Source organism: Ruegeria atlantica, from assembly GCF_013032505.1.
In the GTDB taxonomy this organism is placed as follows: domain Bacteria; phylum Pseudomonadota; class Alphaproteobacteria; order Rhodobacterales; family Rhodobacteraceae; genus Ruegeria; species Ruegeria atlantica_F.
Genome location: NZ_WQCG01000007.1, coordinates 64,415 through 83,291, shown reverse-complemented (window position 1 = coordinate 83,291; position 18,877 = coordinate 64,415). Strand labels below are relative to the sequence as shown.

General features: G+C 57.2%; 18 protein-coding genes. 6 read left to right on the top strand and 12 right to left on the bottom strand.

Annotated features, from left to right (window positions below; genetic code table 11):
* Positions 1 to 48: 48 nt before the first annotated feature.
* Positions 49 to 1,356, bottom strand: coding sequence for an ATP-dependent protease ATPase subunit HslU (gene hslU, locus GOW92_RS20155; RefSeq protein ID WP_170563994.1), 1,308 nt, complete (start codon positions 1,354 to 1,356; stop codon positions 49 to 51).
* 197 nt (positions 1,357 to 1,553) lie between these two features.
* Here hslU and GOW92_RS20150 point away from each other — a divergent pair, with 197 nt between their 5' ends.
* A complete protein-coding gene (locus tag GOW92_RS20150) occupies positions 1,554 to 1,955 on the top strand; it encodes a DM13 domain-containing protein (RefSeq protein WP_170563991.1) in 402 nt (133 codons plus the stop codon).
* A gap of 116 nt (positions 1,956 to 2,071) precedes the next feature.
* The gene (locus tag GOW92_RS20145) at positions 2,072 to 3,313 is read left to right on the top strand and encodes an MFS transporter (RefSeq protein WP_170563988.1); all 1,242 of its coding nucleotides are present in this window, start codon (positions 2,072 to 2,074) and stop codon (positions 3,311 to 3,313) included.
* Here the strand turns inward: GOW92_RS20145 and hslV are convergent.
* A complete protein-coding gene (hslV, locus tag GOW92_RS20140; protein ID WP_109313826.1) occupies positions 3,310 to 3,861 on the bottom strand; it encodes an ATP-dependent protease subunit HslV in 552 nt (183 codons plus the stop codon). The genes GOW92_RS20145 and hslV overlap by 4 nt on opposite strands.
* Positions 3,862 to 4,058: 197 nt before the next feature.
* Between hslV and GOW92_RS20135 the strand changes: the two genes are divergently transcribed.
* On the top strand, positions 4,059 to 4,253 hold the full coding sequence (locus GOW92_RS20135) for a DUF1127 domain-containing protein (RefSeq protein WP_170563985.1): 195 nt from the start codon (positions 4,059 to 4,061) through the stop codon (positions 4,251 to 4,253).
* 61 nt (positions 4,254 to 4,314) lie between these two features.
* Here the strand turns inward: GOW92_RS20135 and GOW92_RS20130 are convergent, their stop codons facing one another.
* Positions 4,315 to 4,677 (bottom strand): Lin0512 family protein, encoded by a 363-nt coding sequence (locus GOW92_RS20130; RefSeq protein WP_170563982.1) that lies wholly within the window; start codon positions 4,675 to 4,677, stop codon positions 4,315 to 4,317.
* Complete coding sequence (locus tag GOW92_RS20125; RefSeq protein ID WP_170563979.1) at positions 4,674 to 5,024, bottom strand: Lin0512 family protein; 351 nt, start codon at positions 5,022 to 5,024, stop codon at positions 4,674 to 4,676. Before GOW92_RS20125 ends, GOW92_RS20130 begins: the two co-directional genes overlap by 4 nt.
* A 173-nt stretch (positions 5,025 to 5,197) precedes the next feature.
* Between GOW92_RS20125 and GOW92_RS20120 the strand changes: the two genes are divergently transcribed.
* Entirely contained in the window at positions 5,198 to 5,554 is a 357-nt protein-coding gene (locus GOW92_RS20120) for a hypothetical protein (protein WP_170563978.1), read from the top strand.
* Between the two features lie 80 nt (positions 5,555 to 5,634).
* Here GOW92_RS20120 and trxA read toward each other — a convergent pair whose 3' ends face one another.
* From trxA to regB, 8 genes are all read right to left on the bottom strand, one after another.
* On the bottom strand, positions 5,635 to 5,955 hold the full coding sequence (gene trxA, locus GOW92_RS20115) for a thioredoxin (RefSeq protein ID WP_170410773.1): 321 nt from the start codon (positions 5,953 to 5,955) through the stop codon (positions 5,635 to 5,637).
* 60 nt (positions 5,956 to 6,015) lie between these two features.
* Positions 6,016 to 9,375, bottom strand: coding sequence for a double-strand break repair helicase AddA (gene addA, locus GOW92_RS20110; RefSeq protein WP_170563975.1), 3,360 nt, complete (start codon positions 9,373 to 9,375; stop codon positions 6,016 to 6,018).
* Entirely contained in the window at positions 9,372 to 12,299 is a 2,928-nt protein-coding gene (gene addB, locus GOW92_RS20105) for a double-strand break repair protein AddB (protein WP_170563972.1), read from the bottom strand. Before addB ends, addA begins: the two co-directional genes overlap by 4 nt.
* Complete coding sequence (locus GOW92_RS20100; RefSeq protein WP_170563969.1) at positions 12,292 to 12,978, bottom strand: nucleotidyltransferase family protein; 687 nt, start codon at positions 12,976 to 12,978, stop codon at positions 12,292 to 12,294. Before GOW92_RS20100 ends, addB begins: the two co-directional genes overlap by 8 nt.
* Positions 12,975 to 13,979, bottom strand: a complete 1,005-nt coding sequence (locus GOW92_RS20095) for an aminoglycoside phosphotransferase family protein (RefSeq protein ID WP_170563966.1) — start codon at positions 13,977 to 13,979, stop codon at positions 12,975 to 12,977. The genes GOW92_RS20100 and GOW92_RS20095 overlap by 4 nt, the downstream gene beginning before the upstream one ends.
* A complete protein-coding gene (gene tsaE, locus GOW92_RS20090; RefSeq protein WP_170563963.1) occupies positions 13,976 to 14,449 on the bottom strand; it encodes a tRNA (adenosine(37)-N6)-threonylcarbamoyltransferase complex ATPase subunit type 1 TsaE in 474 nt (157 codons plus the stop codon). Before tsaE ends, GOW92_RS20095 begins: the two co-directional genes overlap by 4 nt.
* 41 nt (positions 14,450 to 14,490) lie before the next feature.
* Entirely contained in the window at positions 14,491 to 15,999 is a 1,509-nt protein-coding gene (locus tag GOW92_RS20085) for a PAS-domain containing protein (RefSeq protein ID WP_170563960.1), read from the bottom strand.
* Positions 16,000 to 16,084: 85 nt separating this feature from the next.
* On the bottom strand, positions 16,085 to 17,482 hold the full coding sequence (gene regB, locus GOW92_RS20080) for a sensor histidine kinase RegB (RefSeq protein WP_170563958.1): 1,398 nt from the start codon (positions 17,480 to 17,482) through the stop codon (positions 16,085 to 16,087).
* A 92-nt stretch (positions 17,483 to 17,574) separates the two neighbouring features.
* Here regB and GOW92_RS20075 point away from each other — a divergent pair, with 92 nt between their 5' ends.
* On the top strand, positions 17,575 to 18,195 hold the full coding sequence (locus GOW92_RS20075) for an SCO family protein (protein WP_170563955.1): 621 nt from the start codon (positions 17,575 to 17,577) through the stop codon (positions 18,193 to 18,195).
* Positions 18,196 to 18,281: 86 nt separating this feature from the next.
* Entirely contained in the window at positions 18,282 to 18,836 is a 555-nt protein-coding gene (locus GOW92_RS20070; protein ID WP_058275167.1) for an ActR/PrrA/RegA family redox response regulator transcription factor, read from the top strand.
* Positions 18,837 to 18,877 lie beyond the last annotated feature (41 nt).

The following is an 18,877-nucleotide window of genomic DNA, read 5'->3' as shown; positions in this document are numbered from 1 at the left end:
CGTCCAGCGGTGCAGGGCGGAATTAACGGCAAAAACCGGCTGGCAGTGTTACAAAACGTAACGGCTCAGGTCAGCCGATTTGGTCAGCTCGCCCAGATTATCGTTTACAAACTGCGCGTCGACTGTGATTTGCGTTCCGGCCTGGTCGGGCGCGGTAAAGGACAGCTCTTCGAACACGCGTTCCATTACCGTGTACAAGCGACGCGCCCCGATGTTCTCGACGCTTTGGTTCACATCAGCCGCGATACGTGCCAGTGCGGCAATGCCATCCTCACTGAAGCTGACGGTCACCTCCTCGGTCCCCATCAGGGCGGTGTATTGCAGGGTAAGAGCGTTGTCCGTTTCGGTCAGAATACGAACGAAGTCCTCTTCGGTCAGAGCGCGCAGTTCCACGCGGATCGGCAAGCGACCCTGCAGTTCCGGCAACAGGTCCGAGGGTTTGGCGATGTGGAAGGCACCGGACGCGATGAAGAGGATGTGGTCGGTTTTGACGGGGCCGTGCTTGGTGGAAACGGTCGTGCCTTCGATCAATGGCAGCAAGTCGCGCTGCACCCCTTCGCGGCTGACATCGCCGCCGCGGGCGTCTGTGCGGGCGCAGACCTTGTCGATCTCATCCAGAAATACGATGCCGTTCTGTTCCACCGATTCCAGCGCTACGCGATTGACGGTTTCATCATCCAGCAACTTGTCGGCCTCTTCGCCGATCAGCGCCTCATAGCTTTCGGCGACGGTCATCTTGCGTTTCACAGTGCGCCCACCAAAGGCCTTTCCGAAAATGTCACCCAGATTCATCATGCCCATCTGGCTGCCGGGCTGGCCGGGAATATCGAACATCGGCATCGGATTCGAAGAGTCCGAGAGTTCCAATTCAATCACCGTATCGTCAAGCTCACCCGCTTTCAGCTTTTTGCGGAACATCTCGCGCGTGCCTTCGCGTGCATCGGTGCCTGCGATGGCTTCGATCACGCGATCTTCGGCGGCCTGATGTGCTTTGGCTTTGACGTCTTCGCGCATGAATTCGCGGGTTTGCAGGATTGCGGCATCAGCCAAGTCGCGCACGATCTGTTCCACGTCACGGCCGACATAGCCGACCTCGGTGAATTTGGTTGCCTCGACCTTGATGAACGGCGCCCGCGCCAGTTTGGCCAGACGGCGGCTGATCTCGGTCTTGCCGACGCCGGTGGGGCCGATCATCAGGATGTTTTTTGGATAGACCTCGTCCCGAATGTCATCGGCCAGTTGCTTGCGCCGCCAGCGGTTGCGCAGGGCTACGGCGACGGCCCGTTTGGCATCCTTTTGCCCGATGATGAAACGGTCCAGTTCCGAGACGATCTCGCGCGGGGTCAGGTCGGTCATGTGAGTTCTATCCAGTTGTTTCGCATCGGAACCTAATCATACGCGGCAAAAACACAAGCTGATCACAAAAAACTCACGCCAACACACGGACTGCACACGGAAAATCGTGGTGATGTGAATCGCCAGACACAGAAATCCCGCACATAGTCTGCGGCGACGGGCAAACTCGCCTGATCTTTGAAATGGAGACCCACATCATGATGACTCGTCGTTCGCTCTTTTTGAATGCCGCTGCAACGGGTGCAGCCCTGACATTGGCCAGCGCCAATGTCGCCGTTGCCGGTGGTGCCAAGAAAAAGGGCACATTCGAAGGCCGCTCGAAACATATAACCACCGGTTCGGTCAAAGTGGTCAAGGATGGCGAGCGTTACATCGTTGAGCTGGGTGATGACTTTTCGCTGGATAACGGCCCGGACCCGCGCGTGGCCTTCGGTAAGGATGGCACATACGACCCCAACTCGAAGCTGGGTGCTCTGCTGAACCTGACGGGCAAACAGAAATACGCTGTACCGCCGACCATGGATATCTCGGGCTACAATGAGGTTTATATCTGGTGTGAAGTTGCAGGCGTTCCGCTGGGCGTTGCAGCGCTTTCGTAACCCAACGACGAAATGCGCCAGGAGGCCGGTAAATTACCGGCCTCTAACAAGGCGTTAGGTGCCTTAGCACCTGTCTGTTACACTCACCCGAAGGAACCAGTTCCGAGGTGTGTATCATGACGAAGATTGCCAAGATTACATTGCTATTCGTGGTATTTGTGGATTTGATCGGACAGGGTCTGGTCTTTCCCATCATCAACTCTCTGATCATGGAAACAAAATCCGGGTTCCTGCCGGAAAGTACGCCAATGGGGCGACGCCATTTCTACTATGGCCTCGTTATCGGTTGCTTCTTCCTGTCGTGGTTTTTGGGTGTGGTCTATGTCTCAAAGGTCTCGGACTCTATCGGACGCAAGAATGCCTTGCTGGTCTGTCTGAGCGGGGCTTTGGCCGGTTATGCCATCACCATCGCTGCGCTTTACCTCAACTCTTTGCTTTTGCTGATTATTGGCCGCTCGATCACCGGCTTTACCGCTGGCAATCAGCCTATCGCACAAGCGGCGATGATTGACGGCAGCACGGATGCCGCCGATCGAGACCGAAACATGGGGTACATCATCACCGGGGTCAGTTTTGGCCTTGTCGGTGGCCCAATTATCGGCGCTGTTCTGTCTGACGCAGCAATTCTCGGCAGCTACGCAACGCTCAAGATGCCGTTCTATGGCGCGTTTGTTCTGGTGTTGATCGCCATCTTCTTGGTGAGCGTCTACTTCAAGGACACCCGCACTGAACGCGCGGCTTTCGTATTCCGTCCACGTGATATCACCGACAGCCTTATAGCAGTGCGCGAACATCCGATGGTTCTGAAAATCCTGCCCGTTTACGCATTGTTCATGATTGCCAACGTCACCTTCTACGTCTTCGTCGACAACTTTCTGACCAGCGCCTGGGGCTATGGTGTCATCGGTGGCAGCATGGCGATGGTGGTCATCGGCTTTGCGTTGGCGTTTTCCAGCACATTCCTTGTGAAACCGGCGCAAGAAAGGTTCAGCAAACATTCCATCATCCACACCTCATTGATTGTGATGGTGATCTGCGGCTTTGGCTTTGCGTTTAGTCCCAGCGGTGTGCTGAGTTATGTCCCGGTCTTCTTCTTCTATTTCTTCTTCGGTGTCGCCTATCCGACCCTGCTGGGCCTGTTTTCATCCAGTGTGGGAGAGGCGGATCAGGGTTGGGTCATGGGTGTCACCACGGCGGTCTTCTGTTTGGCCGGTGGTGTCATGTCCCTGATTGGCGGCGGATTGATGAGTATCGACATCCGCCTGCCCTATTACATAGTCATCGCAACCGCCCTGCTGGGGCTGGTCGGAATGTACCGGCGCTGGAAAGGTAAAGAGATCTCGGCGCTTTTGGCCTAGATCGTCTCGACCGTCAGATTGCCGTTAGTGTAAACGCAGATATCTGCGGCAATGGCCATCGCTTCACGGGCGACCTCTTCAGCGGGTTTGTCGCTGCCCATCATCGCGCGTGCTGCGGCCAGGGCAAAGTTCCCGCCCGATCCGATGGCCGCCACGTTGTGTTCAGGCTCCAACACATCCCCAGCCCCGGTGATGACCAACAGGTCTTTGCCGTCCGTGACGATCAGCATCGCCTCAAGCTTTTGCAGATACTTGTCAGTGCGCCAGTCCTTGGCCAGTTCAACAGAGGCACGTGCCAATTGGCCAGGTGTCGCTTCCAGTTTCGCTTCAAGCCGTTCCAGCAGGGTAAATGCATCGGCGGTCGATCCCGCAAACCCGGCGACAACCTCGAATCCGCCCGGCGAAAGCCTGCGCACTTTGCGCGCGGTCCCCTTGATCACGGTCTGACCCAGGCTGACTTGCCCGTCCCCGGCAATGACGACTTGCCCGCCCTTTTTGACACCAATGATGGTTGTCCCGTGCCATCCGGGAAAATCGCTGTCCGCCATGAAAGCCTCCGTGTTCTCAGGCGCTATATATGGGCTGGGCGCGGGATTGGCGCAACCCGTTGCAAAACTGCCTAAAAGATATGCACAAAACGCAATCCGGGGTTACCAGACCAGCAATTGTGAGTCACCGCCCGTGGGACTACATGAGGCTTACAACCGACAACGGGTCGGCTGTTTCAGAAAAAAGGACTGGGAACATGGCAACAACTGCAAACATCCATGCCCCACTCGGAGCAGCTACCATCCTGCACGTAGTGGACGCATTCATCAATGTCTTCGACTCCGCTGTTGAGCGGTACGAAAACCGCAAGACGCGCAAGATTCTGTCGGGTCTGACTGACGCACAGCTGGAAGACATCGGTCTGGAGCGCGCGGACATCGCAAATATCTGATCCCGCAATCAGAGCAGAAATTTGAAGCAGCCGCCCGGTAATCCGAGCGGCTTTTTCTTTGTCAGCTCTGTACGTATTTGCCGGCCTGATCCGGCAGGTACGCCTCAATCGCGGCTGTGGCGACGACGTGGCGCGTGCCCGCAGCGTCATCCACGACATCCAACCCACCTTTGACGGCCCGCACTTCGGCGCGGCCCCTCGGCAGATCGGCGGCGACCCTGTCGCAGTCGACCTGATCAGGGTTTTGCACTGCAATCGTTACCTGCACCCGCATTTCCTTGTGGTCGATGCCAAGTTTGGAAAACAAAGTGATCGATGAATGATGCAGCGCGTCCTGTACGGCGCGGCAGGCGGCTTTGGTGTAGTCCTGACCATAAAGATCGTTGCCGGTACCCATTTCCAGAATGATGCGCTTTTCGGTCATTGGGCGGGCTCCATATCGAATGAAACGATGACGGCGGCGTTGGCGATCACGGTGAGGCCATCGGTGTGGGGTTTATCAATATCCAATCCGCCCTTGGTCACAGTGATGTTGGGCTGGCCATAGGGAAAGATCGCCTTCAGCGCCTCGGTGTCGACCTTGTCGGGCTTTTGCACACCCACTTCGGCGTCAATGATCATCGCCTCTTTCGGAAAGTCGAACAGCTCGGCCATGTTCACCGAGTTGTGCCACAGCGCATCCTTGATCGCCCTCAACGCAGCCTCGGTATAGTCCTCGCGCCGCAGGGACGTTCCCATCCCAAATTCCACCAGAACCCGTGTTTTGGGCATGTCGCCTCCTGTATCTTTTGCAGCCGTACTCTGCACGAGTTGACCGGAATTGAAAGAACCAGAAAAGCGATGTGCATCCGGCCAACGCCTGTCGAACAGAAATTTGGTCTGTATCGGTGAAATCGACTAAAATCGCCGGATATTAGCGTGTTGTCAGAGAAGGGTTTGATCCAATGAGGCCATTTCAACTTACTTCCATAGCGGTTGTGCTTGGGTTTGCGGCGACATGTGTGTCTGCTGAAGAGATAAAAGACAAAAAACAATTCACCGACTTGATCGTCGACAAAAAGCTGGTTCAGGGCGAAACCTGGGTGAAAATCCTGAAAGACGGTAAGGTTGAGGGCAAAGGCCCAAAAGGTGGTGACATCAGCGGTGCTTGGGAGTGGAGCGGCAAGCATTACTGCCGGGAACTGGTTATCGAGGGCGTCGCCCTACCCAATGACTGTCAGGTGGTCACAATCAATGATGGCACTGTCACGTTCACCCACAAGGAAGGTGCCGGTGTTTCAGTACGATGGATCATCGAATAGCTTTACCTGGCGACAGGGCTATTTCAGAAAAAAAGCGCCCCGAAACAGGGCGCTTTTGAGATTCAAAGATCTATAGACCTTCAGATCGATTCATCAATCCAGCTTTGAAGGGCAGCTTTTGGTGCTGCGCCTGCGCGGTTCGATACAACCTGACCGTCCTTGAAGATGAACAGCGCCGGAATGCCACGCACGCCCATGGCGGCTGCCGAATTCGGGTTGCTGTCCACGTCCACCTTGGCAATTTTCACCTTGCCGCCGTATTCGTTGGCCAGCTCTTCCAGAGCGGGGCCGATCTGTTTACAGGGGCCGCACCATTCGGCCCAGAAATCCACCACAACGGGGACATCGGAGTTTTTGACTTCGGCGTCAAAGGTATCGTCGGTAACGGCAACGGTCGACATATTCTGTCTCCTGAATGGGGTAAACTCGGGAACTGAACGTAGGGGCCCGTTAATCCAAGGTCAAGATATCTGGGTGCGCGACAATGCCTGCGTCACAAGATCGTGTGGCAGCCACATCAATTCTGCCGTTCTGGTCCATAGGATCGCGGTACGGATTTCGTGGCTCGGGTATATCTGCGATAGCGCCTGCGCGTACGCCCCCATCTGCCGCAACAGGCCCTCGGGACATGCCTGTGCGCTGCCCGGAACCGTTGCATTTGTTTTGAAATCAATGACCTGAACCTCAGCGTCAGTGATGATCAACCGGTCGATCACCCCATGCATGCGGCGTCCGTTCAGGTTCGCTGTCACAGGCACCTCGGCCAATGCGGCGTCGTCAAAGACAGGCCTAAGGTGATCCGCAGTCAAAACGTCGCATGCCTCACCCAGCAACTCTTGTCGCGCTGCGTCTTGCATATCGGGCAGAACCCGAGCGCAAAGCTGCGGCCAGTCCTCCTTGGAAACGGTTGGCAAGTGTTCCAGCAGCAAGTGGATCTGCGTGCCGCGCAGCTTTGCCGCCTCTTCGTCCTGACCCGCATCGCCGGGCAACGCTTTGGCCCCTCCCAAATCCGAAGGGCTGAGCGTTTCTACCTGAGGTTCCGGCGACGTGGCGGGGGACAGGAAAGGGGCAGGTAAATCCGTCGCGGTTATGGTGGCCTCTGTGGTCGCCGCAATCGGTGGCGCATCCCAATTCCCATGTGACAGCCGTAGCGTTTCCGTGCCCGGCAGTGCCACGGCCCCTGCCCGCTCCATTGCGGCCTGCACCATTTGATACCAGCTGGTTCCATCTTTACCGACATCGCCAGCAGCCCCCACAATCAGCCACTTTTCGGCCCGTGTTAGTGCCACATACAGCAAGCGAAGTCGCTCATTTTCTTCTCGTTCCCGGGCTTCGGCACGCGCGCGCGCAATCAATGCCGGAGAAGCATCTGCCGGAACTTTCCACAGCGGAGTGCCCTCGGCCACCATGATCTCGGCATCGCGCGGCGCTTGCCGTTTGCCCGTATCCGGAAGGATCACAATCGGAGCTTCCAACCCCTTCGAGCCATGTACTGTCATCACCCGGATCATGTTTCCGACGCCGCTCATCTGCCGTTTAATTTCCAGATCATCGGTCTGCATCCACACGAGAAACCCAGTCAGGCTTGGGATATCCGTACGCTCGTAAGCCAATGCCTGCGAAAGCAATGCGTTTATTCCGTCCTCGGCCTCTGCCCCCAAGCGGCCCAACAATTTGCGACGCCCGTCATGGCGGGTCAGGATTCGTTCGATCAGGTCGTAGGGGCGTAGAAAGTCAATCTGACCGCGCAAGTCGTTCAGCACAGCAAGAGTGTCGGGAAATTCTTCAGCGCGCTGGCGTAGAGCGGCCCAAAGGAACTGTTCTTTGCGCCTGTGGGCAAGGTCGAACAACTGCTGTTCGCTCCATCCAACCAGAGGGGACTTCAAAACAGTGGCAAGCGACAAGCTGTCCTCGGGCGTGGCCAGAAAGCTCAACAGCGCTGCCAGGTCCTTGACCGCCAACTCCGCGCCGACCTTCAGCCTGTCGGCCCCGGCGATCGGTAAGTCAGCAGCCTTGCAGGCCCGAATAATCTCGGCAAACAGGTCTGAGCGCCGCTGAACAAGGATCAGGAAATCCCCTGGCCGAACCCTGCGTCGTACAAATGTGCCGGGGGTTTTTCCATCCTCGGGGATCGTTTCTCCACGATCGATCATCGCCTTGATCGACTGGGCCACCTGTTCGGCCAGAATGACGTTGTGATGACGCGCACCGGGTCGATCCACCGGATCCGTCCAGTCGCTATCATCATCGTCTTCGACCTTTTCAACCACCGGCCACAGGTCTACGCGGCCCGGCAGATCCGCCTTAAAAGCGCGGTGTTGGCTTTCCTTGTGAAATCCGGCATCCGCGCGGTTTTCAAACAGGATATCAACCAAAGCCAGGATCGCACTGGAGGATCGGAATGAGTATTCGAGCGTCGAATCCCACAGTTTAGAGCCTGATTCAGTCAGCTTTCGGCCAAACTCTGCTTGCATCAGGTCAAACGCCTGCGGGTCTGCACCCTGAAAGGAATAGATCGACTGCTTCTTGTCACCGACCACGAAAATCGTGCGCTCAACCCCGGATCGGGCCCCTTCCCCGCTGGTGAATTCCTGCGCCAGTTTTTCTACAACGTCCCATTGATCCGGGCTTGTGTCCTGTGCTTCGTCCACCAGAATGTGATCAATTCCGCCATCCAGCCGGTATAACACCCATTCCGCCACAGCCGGATCATTCAACACTTGCCGTGCACGCAAGATCAGGTCGTCGAAATCTAACCATCCGCTTAATTGCTTACGACGCTCATATTCCGGTAAAAACGCGGTTGCGAACCGGTGCAGCACCAGTGTTTTGCGCGCGGCGACCAGCGCTAGTCGGTGTTCCCGCGCGGCCTCGATGCGCAGCATGAGCGCTTCTAGTTGAGGTATTTGGTCCGCCAGCGCGCCTTCACGCAGGGCTTTGGTGGGAAAACTATTTATCTTGGCTGAAAAGGGTTCCTTGGCAGACTTTCCGGTCAGGAGCACACTTTCCAGTATCGGCAAGCTGCTAACTTTGACCTCGGTAAATGCCGCAAGCTTGTCGGCGGCCTTGGCATTGTTTCCGCCGCTTTCGGAAAGTGCGGGCAGGATTGAGCGGATCAGCTCCAATTCGCCGCCCAAGAATACACGCTCTATCAAAGCGTCTTCGTTGAACCCGTCCGGCAGTTCAAAACGCCGCAACACATCGGTCCAGTTCAGCAGTTGAGCAAACAGGTTGCGTTTCTGGGTGATGGCCGCGGTAAGCTTGTCGAACCCGATATCGGTTACAAACCGGGCGACATCTTCGATCAGGGTGGATTGCAGACCTGCGGCAAAATCTTCGACAATTTCTTCACGCAACAGGGCTGCCGCACGGTCCTCCATCTCTGAGAATTGCGGGCTGACCCCGGCCTCAAGTGGGAATCGCCGCAACAAAGAGGCACAAAACGAGTGAATCGTCTGTATTTTCAATCCGCCCGGAGTTTCGATCGCGCGCGCAAACAAGGTCCGGGCCTGTGCCAATCTTTCAGGGTCAATGACACCGGGAACACCCAGATCGGTCAATTGTTCCAGAAGCGGGTTGTCCCCCAGCATGGCCCATTCACCCAAGCGTTTGAACAACCGGTTCTGCATCTCACTGGCCGCGGCCTTGGTGTAGGTCAGGCAGAGGATATGCTGAGGCTGCACGCCACCCAACAACAGGCGCGCCACCCGATCGGTCAAAACCCGCGTTTTGCCCGAACCGGCGTTGGCAGCCAACCAGGTCGAAGCGTCTGGTCGCGCAGCCTGCACCTGCCGCTCAGTTGCATCATTGCGAGGGCTCATGTCAGATCCTCGGGGTCTGTTTCATCCGTGCGATCCCATTCACCGAACCGCGCCAGCTGGTCGTAGTCACCAACATCCGAATCCTTGTGCAACATTCGTCGTGACGAAAACCCCTGTTCAGGCTCTAAATATGATGAAATCAGCTCTTTCAACTCAGCCAGGACCTTGTCGGGCGGTTCTTTCGCCAAGGGCGCAGGCACTTCTTTATAGGTGCCGCCCATGCCAATAAACACGGCTTCGGCCACAGGTGATGGGTGAAATCCGTCGATACCGCCCTCTTCGGCCATTGCGGCTTCGATCAGCAACTGCTTGTCGAACTTGGATTGCTGGCTTTCCGTTGGCGGTGTTCCGGTCTTGTAATCGACGATCCGCAACGCGCCACGTTTATTGCGATCTATCCTGTCGGCCCGCCCCACGACGGAAAAATCCAAGGGTGACAGAACAAGATTCATCACAGCCTCAAAGGCAACCGGCCCTCCGTCGCCACGGCGCCTGATTTCAGCGGCCAGAAAGTCGTCTGCGATACGTTCCAACCGCGCCAACCACAATTTGCGCGCTGTGGGCCACGCAACATGTTGATCCAGCAGTGTTTCCGCACGTTTCAAAAAGTTTTCACGGGTCAGTAACGCACTGTCCAGAACACTGTCTTTGACAAAATGCTCTAGGATCTCGTGGATCACGATCCCGCGCAACAATGCATCCGGCGCTTGCACCAAAGGGTCCAAAGGCTTCAGTCGCAGCACATGTTTGGCGTAAATCGCATAAGGGTCGCGGATCAGCCGTTTTATTTCCGTCACGCTCAGCCGATTTGGGCGCGAAGACACCGGCGGGCGCGGGGATGGGCGCTTTGCTGGTTCGATGTGCGGCGCGGCCTCAAGCTGTTCCGACCAGCGTAGCCATTGCTGGCCCCTGTCACGCATTCCCGACAGGGCCTCAGGGCCTCCCTGCCCCGGGAGGCCCTGTAAAAGGTTCGTCAAGCGGTTCAGCCAACGTGATGGCACGGTTTCAGCGTCGTCGGACCGGGTTGCGCGGGTCAACCAGACTTCGGGCGCGCCAATGGCTTGCTGAAAATCATGAGCCGACAGACCGATCCGCCGTTCCGGCAGCAAAAGCCCGGCCTTGTCGCGCATCTGACGGTTCAACCATGGGTCCGGTGCGGCGGCCTCGGGCCAGCTGCCTTCGTTCAGGCCGCCCAGGATCAGCAGATCGGCCCCCTGCACGCGCGCCTCGAGCGTACCCCAGATCATGATATGTGGATGTGGGGCGTCGCGGTCCCGAACCTCTTCACCTGCCAGTAATGCGCCCAACAAGTCGGCAAAATCGTGGGCGGTCATCGGGCCGCCATGTTCCGCTTCGGTTTCCAGCGCGGTCAGAACAGCCAGTGCCTTTTGACCTGCGTTCTTTTCCCAAAGCGTCCCAGCTTCCCCGGAACCGCCTGCGGAAATCGCTTCAGCCAGCGTCCGCAGCTTCGCGACCCAGTTCGTCAGCTGCAACTGGCCTGTGGCTTGCTGATCACAGAAATGGGTGGTCAGCCACCGCACCCAATCCTCGGGCACCTCTTTTCGGATTGCAAAGGCAGTCAGGCTGACACTATCCGGGAATGGCGGACCATGCCGACGCAAGTCCAGCTCAAGATCACGCGTGTGCAGCAAATGCGCGCCACGTTCACCACCATCGTGGCAGAGCGGGTGTTTCAGAAGGGTCAGAAGTGCTTCGCCATCAAGACGCCGTGCAAACAACCCCGAAACATGGCGCAGAAATCTACCCGGCGGTGATAATTGCAGCGGCAGACCGGCGCTGTCATCGGGAAGGATGTTCCAGCGATCCAGCGCGGCGCTGACCTGGCGCGTCAGCATCCGATCGGGTGTGATCAGCGCTGCGGATTGACCGATTTCGGCAGCTTGGCGCAGGCGCAGCGCGATGGCTAGGGCTTCGGATCGGGGTGATTGTGCCTCGACCAGTGTCAGGTCTTTGGCCGCACCATCCAGATCTGTCAGTTGCGGGCCTTCGGACATCCAGGCGTCTGTGATCGGCGCTGGTCGTAACGCAAGTGAAACCAACCGGTTACGGGCGAGTGATGGTGGCTGATTTTCTGTCCAAGGCTCGATTTGATCCGGTTTCAACCCGAACTGTTTCATCAGCTTGCGGAACCGGTACTGAGGGTGGTCTTCCGATGTAAGCGCGTCATCCAATCCGCGCCAGACGCGATCAGGCTGATCGAAATCATATCCCGGCAGGATCAACGCGCCCTGCGGCAGGCAGGCGACCGCCTCCATTAGCATCAGGGTGGTTCCGCGTGATCCGGTGGATCCGGCAAGGATCACCGGATGCTGAGGCGGAGAGGTTTGCCACCGTTCGATCAGGATTTCCACCACAAGCCGCTGCCGTGCCTGAACATCCAGCGCGTCACGGCCAGAGTCTATGAAATGGTCCGCAATCCCGATAAATGCCTGCGCACGTGCCCAGTGGCCGGACATATCGCTGACGTCCAATTGTCGGATTGCGTCTGGGGCTACACCTTCACCCTGCATTTCATCAATCAGTGCAGCCAAACTGTCGGACAGATCAAACAGTGAGGATCGCGCGGCCAGATCTGGCTGTTGTTCCAACAGTTTGGATATCAGTTGTGTTAACTCCAGCCTGCGTCGCAACGGCGGAACGGCCGGCGGTATCTGCGCCAGATCGACGCTTTCGCCGAGATCGGTGACCAGTGACAGGCGCGGCAACAGACAGGCCGGGCCTTGGTCAAACAAGTCGCGAACCCGCCGGGCCATGCGCCTGGTATTGACCACCAGTTGAACCTGCGCCAGCGCCTCGGGCGGGTGCGCGGCGCTGCGATCTCGCAACCCCTTAACCAGCATTTTTGGGAAATCCGAACCGGGTGGAACGGCAAAAACGCGCGGTACCGTACTGGGTTCAAACATCGGCAATCAGCCCCTCGGCCAGCGCAATCCCTTCGGGGTGGCCGACATCGCACCAACGGCCGGGATAAGTCAGGGCAAACAGGCGATCTTGTTTTTGCATCCGGTCCCACAGCACATTCAGCGAAAATGCCTTTTCTGGGATATCCATCAACCCCTCGGTCTTCATGATCTGCGCACCGCCATAGATCAAACCACCACCGCGCACGATCCGACCGGTTTTATCTGCTGTGAAATCGCCTTTACCGGTGTGGCCGACAGTCTGATCCACCGGAACGCACATCAACAGCGCGTCCATGTGATCGGGATTCCACGCCTCGCGCAGCATCGTCAAAGGGTTCGGTCCTGACCAGATCGCGTCTGGGTTCAGGGTGTAAACCGGTTGCGATCCAAGCAGCGGCAAAGCGGCGCGTATTCCGCCACCAGTCTCAAGGATTTCCGACCTCTCACGAGAAAGCAGAACACCCTTCGGGGATAAATGAGCCTCAAGCTGGTCCGGCAAATAGTGCAGGTTGGCCACGACACGCGCGAGGCGCAGTTCATTCACGAGATCCAGCGCGTGGTCGATCAGAGGCCGACCCGCGACCTCGATCAGTGGTTTGGGCCGTGTTTTGGTCAATGCGCCCATGCGGGTGCCAAACCCAGCTGCAAACAACATGACGGCTTCGGGGTCTTGGGTCATTTCTGTCTGAGCCTGTCCAGATTTTCAGGGGTGGGCGCGGGCAGGGCGTCGCGCAGTAAGTCTGCGATGGTAACCAGTGCGGGATGTTCCAGATCCCGCATCAGGTGGGCCCAGGTTGCCGGGATCAGATCGACATAGCCGGGCTTGCCGCGCTCGGTCGCCAAGCGGGCAAAGACGCCAAGAATGCGCAGGTTTCGCTGAGCTCCTAAAACGGCGTAGGCGGTGCGAAAGTCATGATCGTTCACCCCAGTTTCTGCGATATAGCGGTTCACCATCCGCATCTCGGTTCCGGGCGAAACATCTCGACGCACGTCCTGCAGCAGCGACACCAGATCGTATGCCGGATGCCCCAGCATGGCCGTTTGAAAGTCAAGCAAGCCGGCGCGCTGAACCCCGTCGCGATCCGGCAGCCAGATAAGGTTTTCAGCGTGGTAGTCCCGCAGCACAACAACTTTGGTCCCGGAAGTTTCCCGGTGCAGAATATCCGAAAACCGGTTCTCGAAACGGTTTCTTGCATCGGCGTCGTGCGTGCCCAATACGGCTTGCGCGTATTTGGTAAAGGACAACGCGGCCAGTTCGGTCATCAAAGTCGGATCATAAGATGGCAAAGATAGGCTGGGAGCCTTGTGCAGGTCGACCAGGACATCCGTTGCGACCTCATAAAGTTCGCGTTCCATTTTGGGGTCCTGCGCCAGCACCCGAGCGAAAAGGTCATCGCCGAGGTCTTCAAGTAAAAGAAACCCGTAATGCGTATCTTCAGCATAAATTTCGGGCGCGCTAAGACCAATGGACCGCAAGTAGTCGGCCATGCGAGCAAAGTCCTCGACGTTTTCTGCCTTGCCCGGGGGCGAATCCATTAATACCGCTGTCTTGCCGGTTTCTGGATCGGTCAGCCGCTCGTAACGGCGGTTCGAGGCATCGCCAGCCAGCGGTGCGTGACGTGCGTTGGCCCATGCTGTCTGCGCAATCAGCGCTTCGGCCAATACCGCGCGGTTTGTCATGCCGGAATCCTTAGTTTTGCGGGCCACTTTGGATCTGACCACGTAAGTGTCAGATGGCGCTTTTCTGTCATGTTAGGGTCTGTTTCAAAGGATAGTGTCACCGCCGAATCCGGCATCAGGGGGCCTAGTTTGTCCGGCCATTCGATCAGGCAGATCGCGGTCTCAAAAGCCTCGGTCAGCCCCAGTTCCTCGACCTCTTCGACTGCGCTCAGGCGATACAGATCGCAGTGCCAGATTTCTCCGACCGGAGTGTCATAAGCCTGGACCAGCGTGAATGTAGGTGAGGGCACATCCTCGGGCTCGGCCATCAGTGATTGGATCAGACTCCGGGCGAAATGGGTCTTGCCGCTGCCGATCTCGCCCTCGAGCAACAGGATGTCACCGGGCAGCAGTTCCGCACCAATGCGCGCCGCGAACTCCGCTGTTTCCTCGGGTGAATTCAAAGTGATGGTGCAGGGCGATGTAGTCATGGCGCCACAATGGCCCCGTGCCCGGTTGGCTGCAACCCGCTTCAGGCGCTGATTTGCTGCGCCTCTTGCCGTATCACGATGTCTCGATCCACTGAGAAACGAACAATAGTGGCCCCATTCTGCATCGGGTTGACCGTGCATAGCGCCTGGATACCGTTTCGCAGATAAATCACGCCAGACCATTCAGCGCGATTTTCCCGCGCCTCAACAAACTCGCGAATTTCACCCAGGATTGGCGTAGCGGTGCAGTGTTCCTGCCAACCTTTGGTCACCTCGAGAACAGTGTCAGCCTCAAAGCCTGTGTCACCTGTGTCACCCCAAAGCTGTTGGTAGGCGAAATTGGTAAGAGCCAGCGTTCCGTCGTCACTGAAGACGGCGATGGCATCGGCCAGTTTGTCGAGAATGGATTGCATCAGATCCATTTCCGACCGGAACCGGCGGGTCAGCGTGATCTCGGCAGTGATATCTTCGAATAAAAATGCGACTGCGCCGTCCGGGTGCGGGCGTCCGCTGACGGAATAGACCGAGCCCGAGGGCAGGGACCATGTTTCCTGATAATTCCCGTCCTCTGCCGCTTCGAGAAGGTCATTCATCTGACTGCGCCAGCTTCGGTAATTCTTGGGTTCGGGCATCATATGCTGATCCCGCAGGCGATCGAAAAAGCTGGACAGGCTGGGTCGGCAACTGAGGAAATCCGGGGGCAGGGTGGTCAGTTCGATCAGGGCTGGATTGAACAGCGCCAGTTGTCGATTGCGGTCGAAAATAGCCAAGCCGATGGACAGTTGCGCAAAGGTCTTGGTCATAGTCTGAACGAATTTTCGCTGCGCTGTCTCCGCATCGACGATTGCATTGATGTCCACTGCGTAAGACAGATGACCCTCGGGGTGATCAACCAATGTCAGATCGAACCAGAGCTTATTTTCACTGTACTCCGAGGAAATTGAGACCCGGGCCTTTGCGCTTAATCTTTGGTCGTCATCCGGGACGGGAAACAAGGGCGCGGTCAGGTCTGTGTCCTGATCCCGTACTTTCCGAACTAATGAGACGTAAGCGGCATTGCACCAGCGCACATTGCCCTGATGATCCGACAGCCATACAGGGTAGGGCGCCTTTTCCATAGCAAGGCGGTTCGGGTCATTTGAAGTGCTCTGGACTATCGTCGGGCACACGGTCCGGTCGCGCAGTTGAACACGAACAATACCATCAATCCATTCGCAAAAAACGTCGCGTTCGACCGTGCAATCAATCGCTGGGATGACCAGATTGCCTTCACGCTGAACCCGGTCAGGTGTTTCTGGGAATGTTGGAAAGTCCCTGTGTAGCAGCCGGCATAAATCGGCCCAATCTCGAACTTGTTCGAAACCTTCCAATGCGATGTCCGAGTGGCTGATCAGCCGATCCCTATCAAACAGAAATACTGCATCAAACAGCGACGCGGGCGACGATAGACCGAAGTTGTCTCCGCGATCTCGCCGGCGGGGCAACAGCCACTGCACTGCAAGGCTTGCAGAAACAAGGCCGATGATGGCCAGAATAATCCAGTCGACCATGCGCCCTCCGGTGCGCGAAACCACTAGGCCGCACTATGTGCCTTAATGGTTAACGGGTTCTTAACCAGAGGGGGCTCGCGTCAGATCAGGTTTGGAAACGCTGGTTGACGCCCGAAGGCACGGGCGTGTCACCAGTTTGCGCATCCACAAGGTTACGCGGCCAAGTCACCTTGACGATCGCGCCTCGGCGTTCGGGATTATCCGACAAGGTTTGGTATGGGTCCGAGCCGTTGGCGAAATCCAGCTCTGCTCCGCTGCGTTCCAGAAGCGTTTTGGCTATGAAAAGACCCAGGCCCATGCCCTCATATTCCGGGCGCGCTCTTTTATCGGTTTCACTGCGACGACGGCGCATGAAAGGGTCGCCGATCCGGCCAATCATCTGAGACGGATATCCACGACCGTCATCCATGATGCTGACAGTGATTTGTTTGGCTGACCATTCGGCCTCGACCCAGACATTGTCGCGCGAAAAATCCACTGCATTTTGGATCAGATTGCGAAGGCCGTGGATGATCTCGGGCTTGCGCAGGATCGAGGGCTGCTGGACATCGCCATCCTCGGCAGGTCCTTCAAAAAAATGTACGGCCTTGCCCCGGTTAATATGCGGCTCGGCTGCCTCGTGCACCACAGTCGAAAGCGGGGCTTGCCGCAAGTGCAGATCGTCTTTGCCGGCCCGGCCCATGTCCCGCAGGATATCCCGGCAGCGGTTCGCCTGTTCGCGGATCAGGGCGGCATCTTCGATAAGGTCGGGTCGATCATCCAGTTCCTCGATCAACTCGGAACTGGCTAGTTTGATCGTTGCCAGAGGCGTGCCCAGCTCATGCGCGGCGGCGGCGACCACACCGCCCAGATCAGTCAGTTTTTGCTCGCGCGCAAGGGCCATATGGGTGGCGGCCAGGGCCTCGGACATGGACTGCACTTCTGAGCTGACGCGATGCGAATAGGCGCCCAGAAAGACGATTGCGATGACAATAGCAGCCCAGTTCCCGAACAGCAGAATATCGGGGATGTCCAGCTCGGCACCCAGTGCGGTCCGCAATGGCAAGTGGAATTCGGCCAGAAGCGTTGTCAGGGCAATGGCCACGCCGCCTATAATCAGCGTAGATCGGGTGCTCATGACGCTGGCGGAAATAGTGACAGGACCCACCAACAGCAGTGCGAATGGGTTGTTCAAACCGCCGGTCAGGTACAGCAAAATGGTCAGCTGCAACAGGTCGAACAACACCATCAGAAAGTTCTCAAATTCGGACAGACGCTTGTTTCGGGGAAACAGCAGGATCGCGGTCAGGTTCCCCATGACCGACACCCCGATCGCCAGATAGCAAAGCGTTGCATCCAACTGGATGTCATAGGTTCGCTGTGCGACGGTGATCGCCGTGATCTGGCCGAATATCGCCACCCAGCGCAACAGGATCAGGGTGCGCAGTCGAATCCAGCTACTGCGTTCCTGACTGCGCCAAAATGTGATGTTGGAATTTGCCATCGGTCGATTATGTCCTGTTGCATCGGCTGCGCTTCTTGATAGGTGTCCCGGCCGAAACGATCAACAACCCCTCTTGTATCAGGATTGATGACATGGTCCGTCTTTATGCCATCCTTGCAACCGTTGTACTGGCCGTTGGCCTGGGTGCCATGTGGTTGTTGACGCGCGGTGCCGGATCGGACGACAAATTCGCGCAATGTCGGACCAGTCAGATCGCGGGCGGCACAGCTGCAATTGGTGGCCCGTTCGAGCTGATCAACGGCAAGGGCGAAACGGTTACCGACAAGGATGTGATCACCGAGCCGACGCTTGTTTATTTCGGCTATACCTTCTGCCCCGACGTCTGCCCATTCGACATGTCCCGCAATGCGGAGGCCGTGGACATTCTGGCCGAACGCGGACAGTCAGTGACACCCTTGTTCATCTCAATCGACCCTGACCGTGACACGACCGAGGTGGTAGCGGACTATGCCTTTAACCTGGGTGGCAAAACAATCGCGCTGACCGGCACGCCCGAGCAGGTCAAGGCAGCCAGCAAAGCCTACAAGACCTACTACAAGGCCCATGATAAAAGCGATGAGTACTATCTGGTCGACCATTCGACCTTTACCTACCTGGTCACGCCCGAAGAAGGGTTCATTGAGTTTTTCAATCGGGACGACACAGGTGAACAGATGGCCGACAAGGTCGGCTGTTTTCTGGACAAGATCTAGAACGTGACGGGTTGTTTGACCTTTGGGATGGCGCTGCTATTACTCATGGTCAGGCCAAAAGCGTGAAATAGCGGAAAGAACAGAATATGGCGGACAGCTCTGACCTCGACATCGGCCCCGATAAAACCCTGCTTTTGGTGGACGATGACGAACCGTTTCTGAGACGTCTGGCCAAAGCGATGGAAAAACGCGGGTTCGAGGTTGAAACCGCAGGGTCCGTCGCAGCTGGACGCGCAATCTCCACCGCCCGCCCACCTGCCTATGCCGTCGTTGATCTGCGGCTTGAGGACGGCAATGGTCTGGATGTGGTCGAAGTGCTGCGCGAGAAACGCCCTGACAGCCGGGTTGTAGTTCTGACCGGTTACGGGGCCATCGCCACTGCCGTCGCAGCAGTCAAAATCGGAGCAACCGATTATCTGTCCAAACCCGCCGACGCAACCGACATCACCAATGCGCTGTTGGCCAAGGGCGACGAACTGCCCCCGCCCCCGGAAAACCCCATGAGCGCGGATCGTGTGCGTTGGGAGCATATCCAGCGGGTGTATGAGTTGTGTGATCGGAACGTTTCCGAGACTGCACGGCGGCTGAACATGCACCGCAGGACATTGCAGCGGATTTTGGCGAAGCGCAGCCCACGGTAGTTAAAGTAACCGTCCTGAATTGCTAAAGGTTTTGGCCCGAT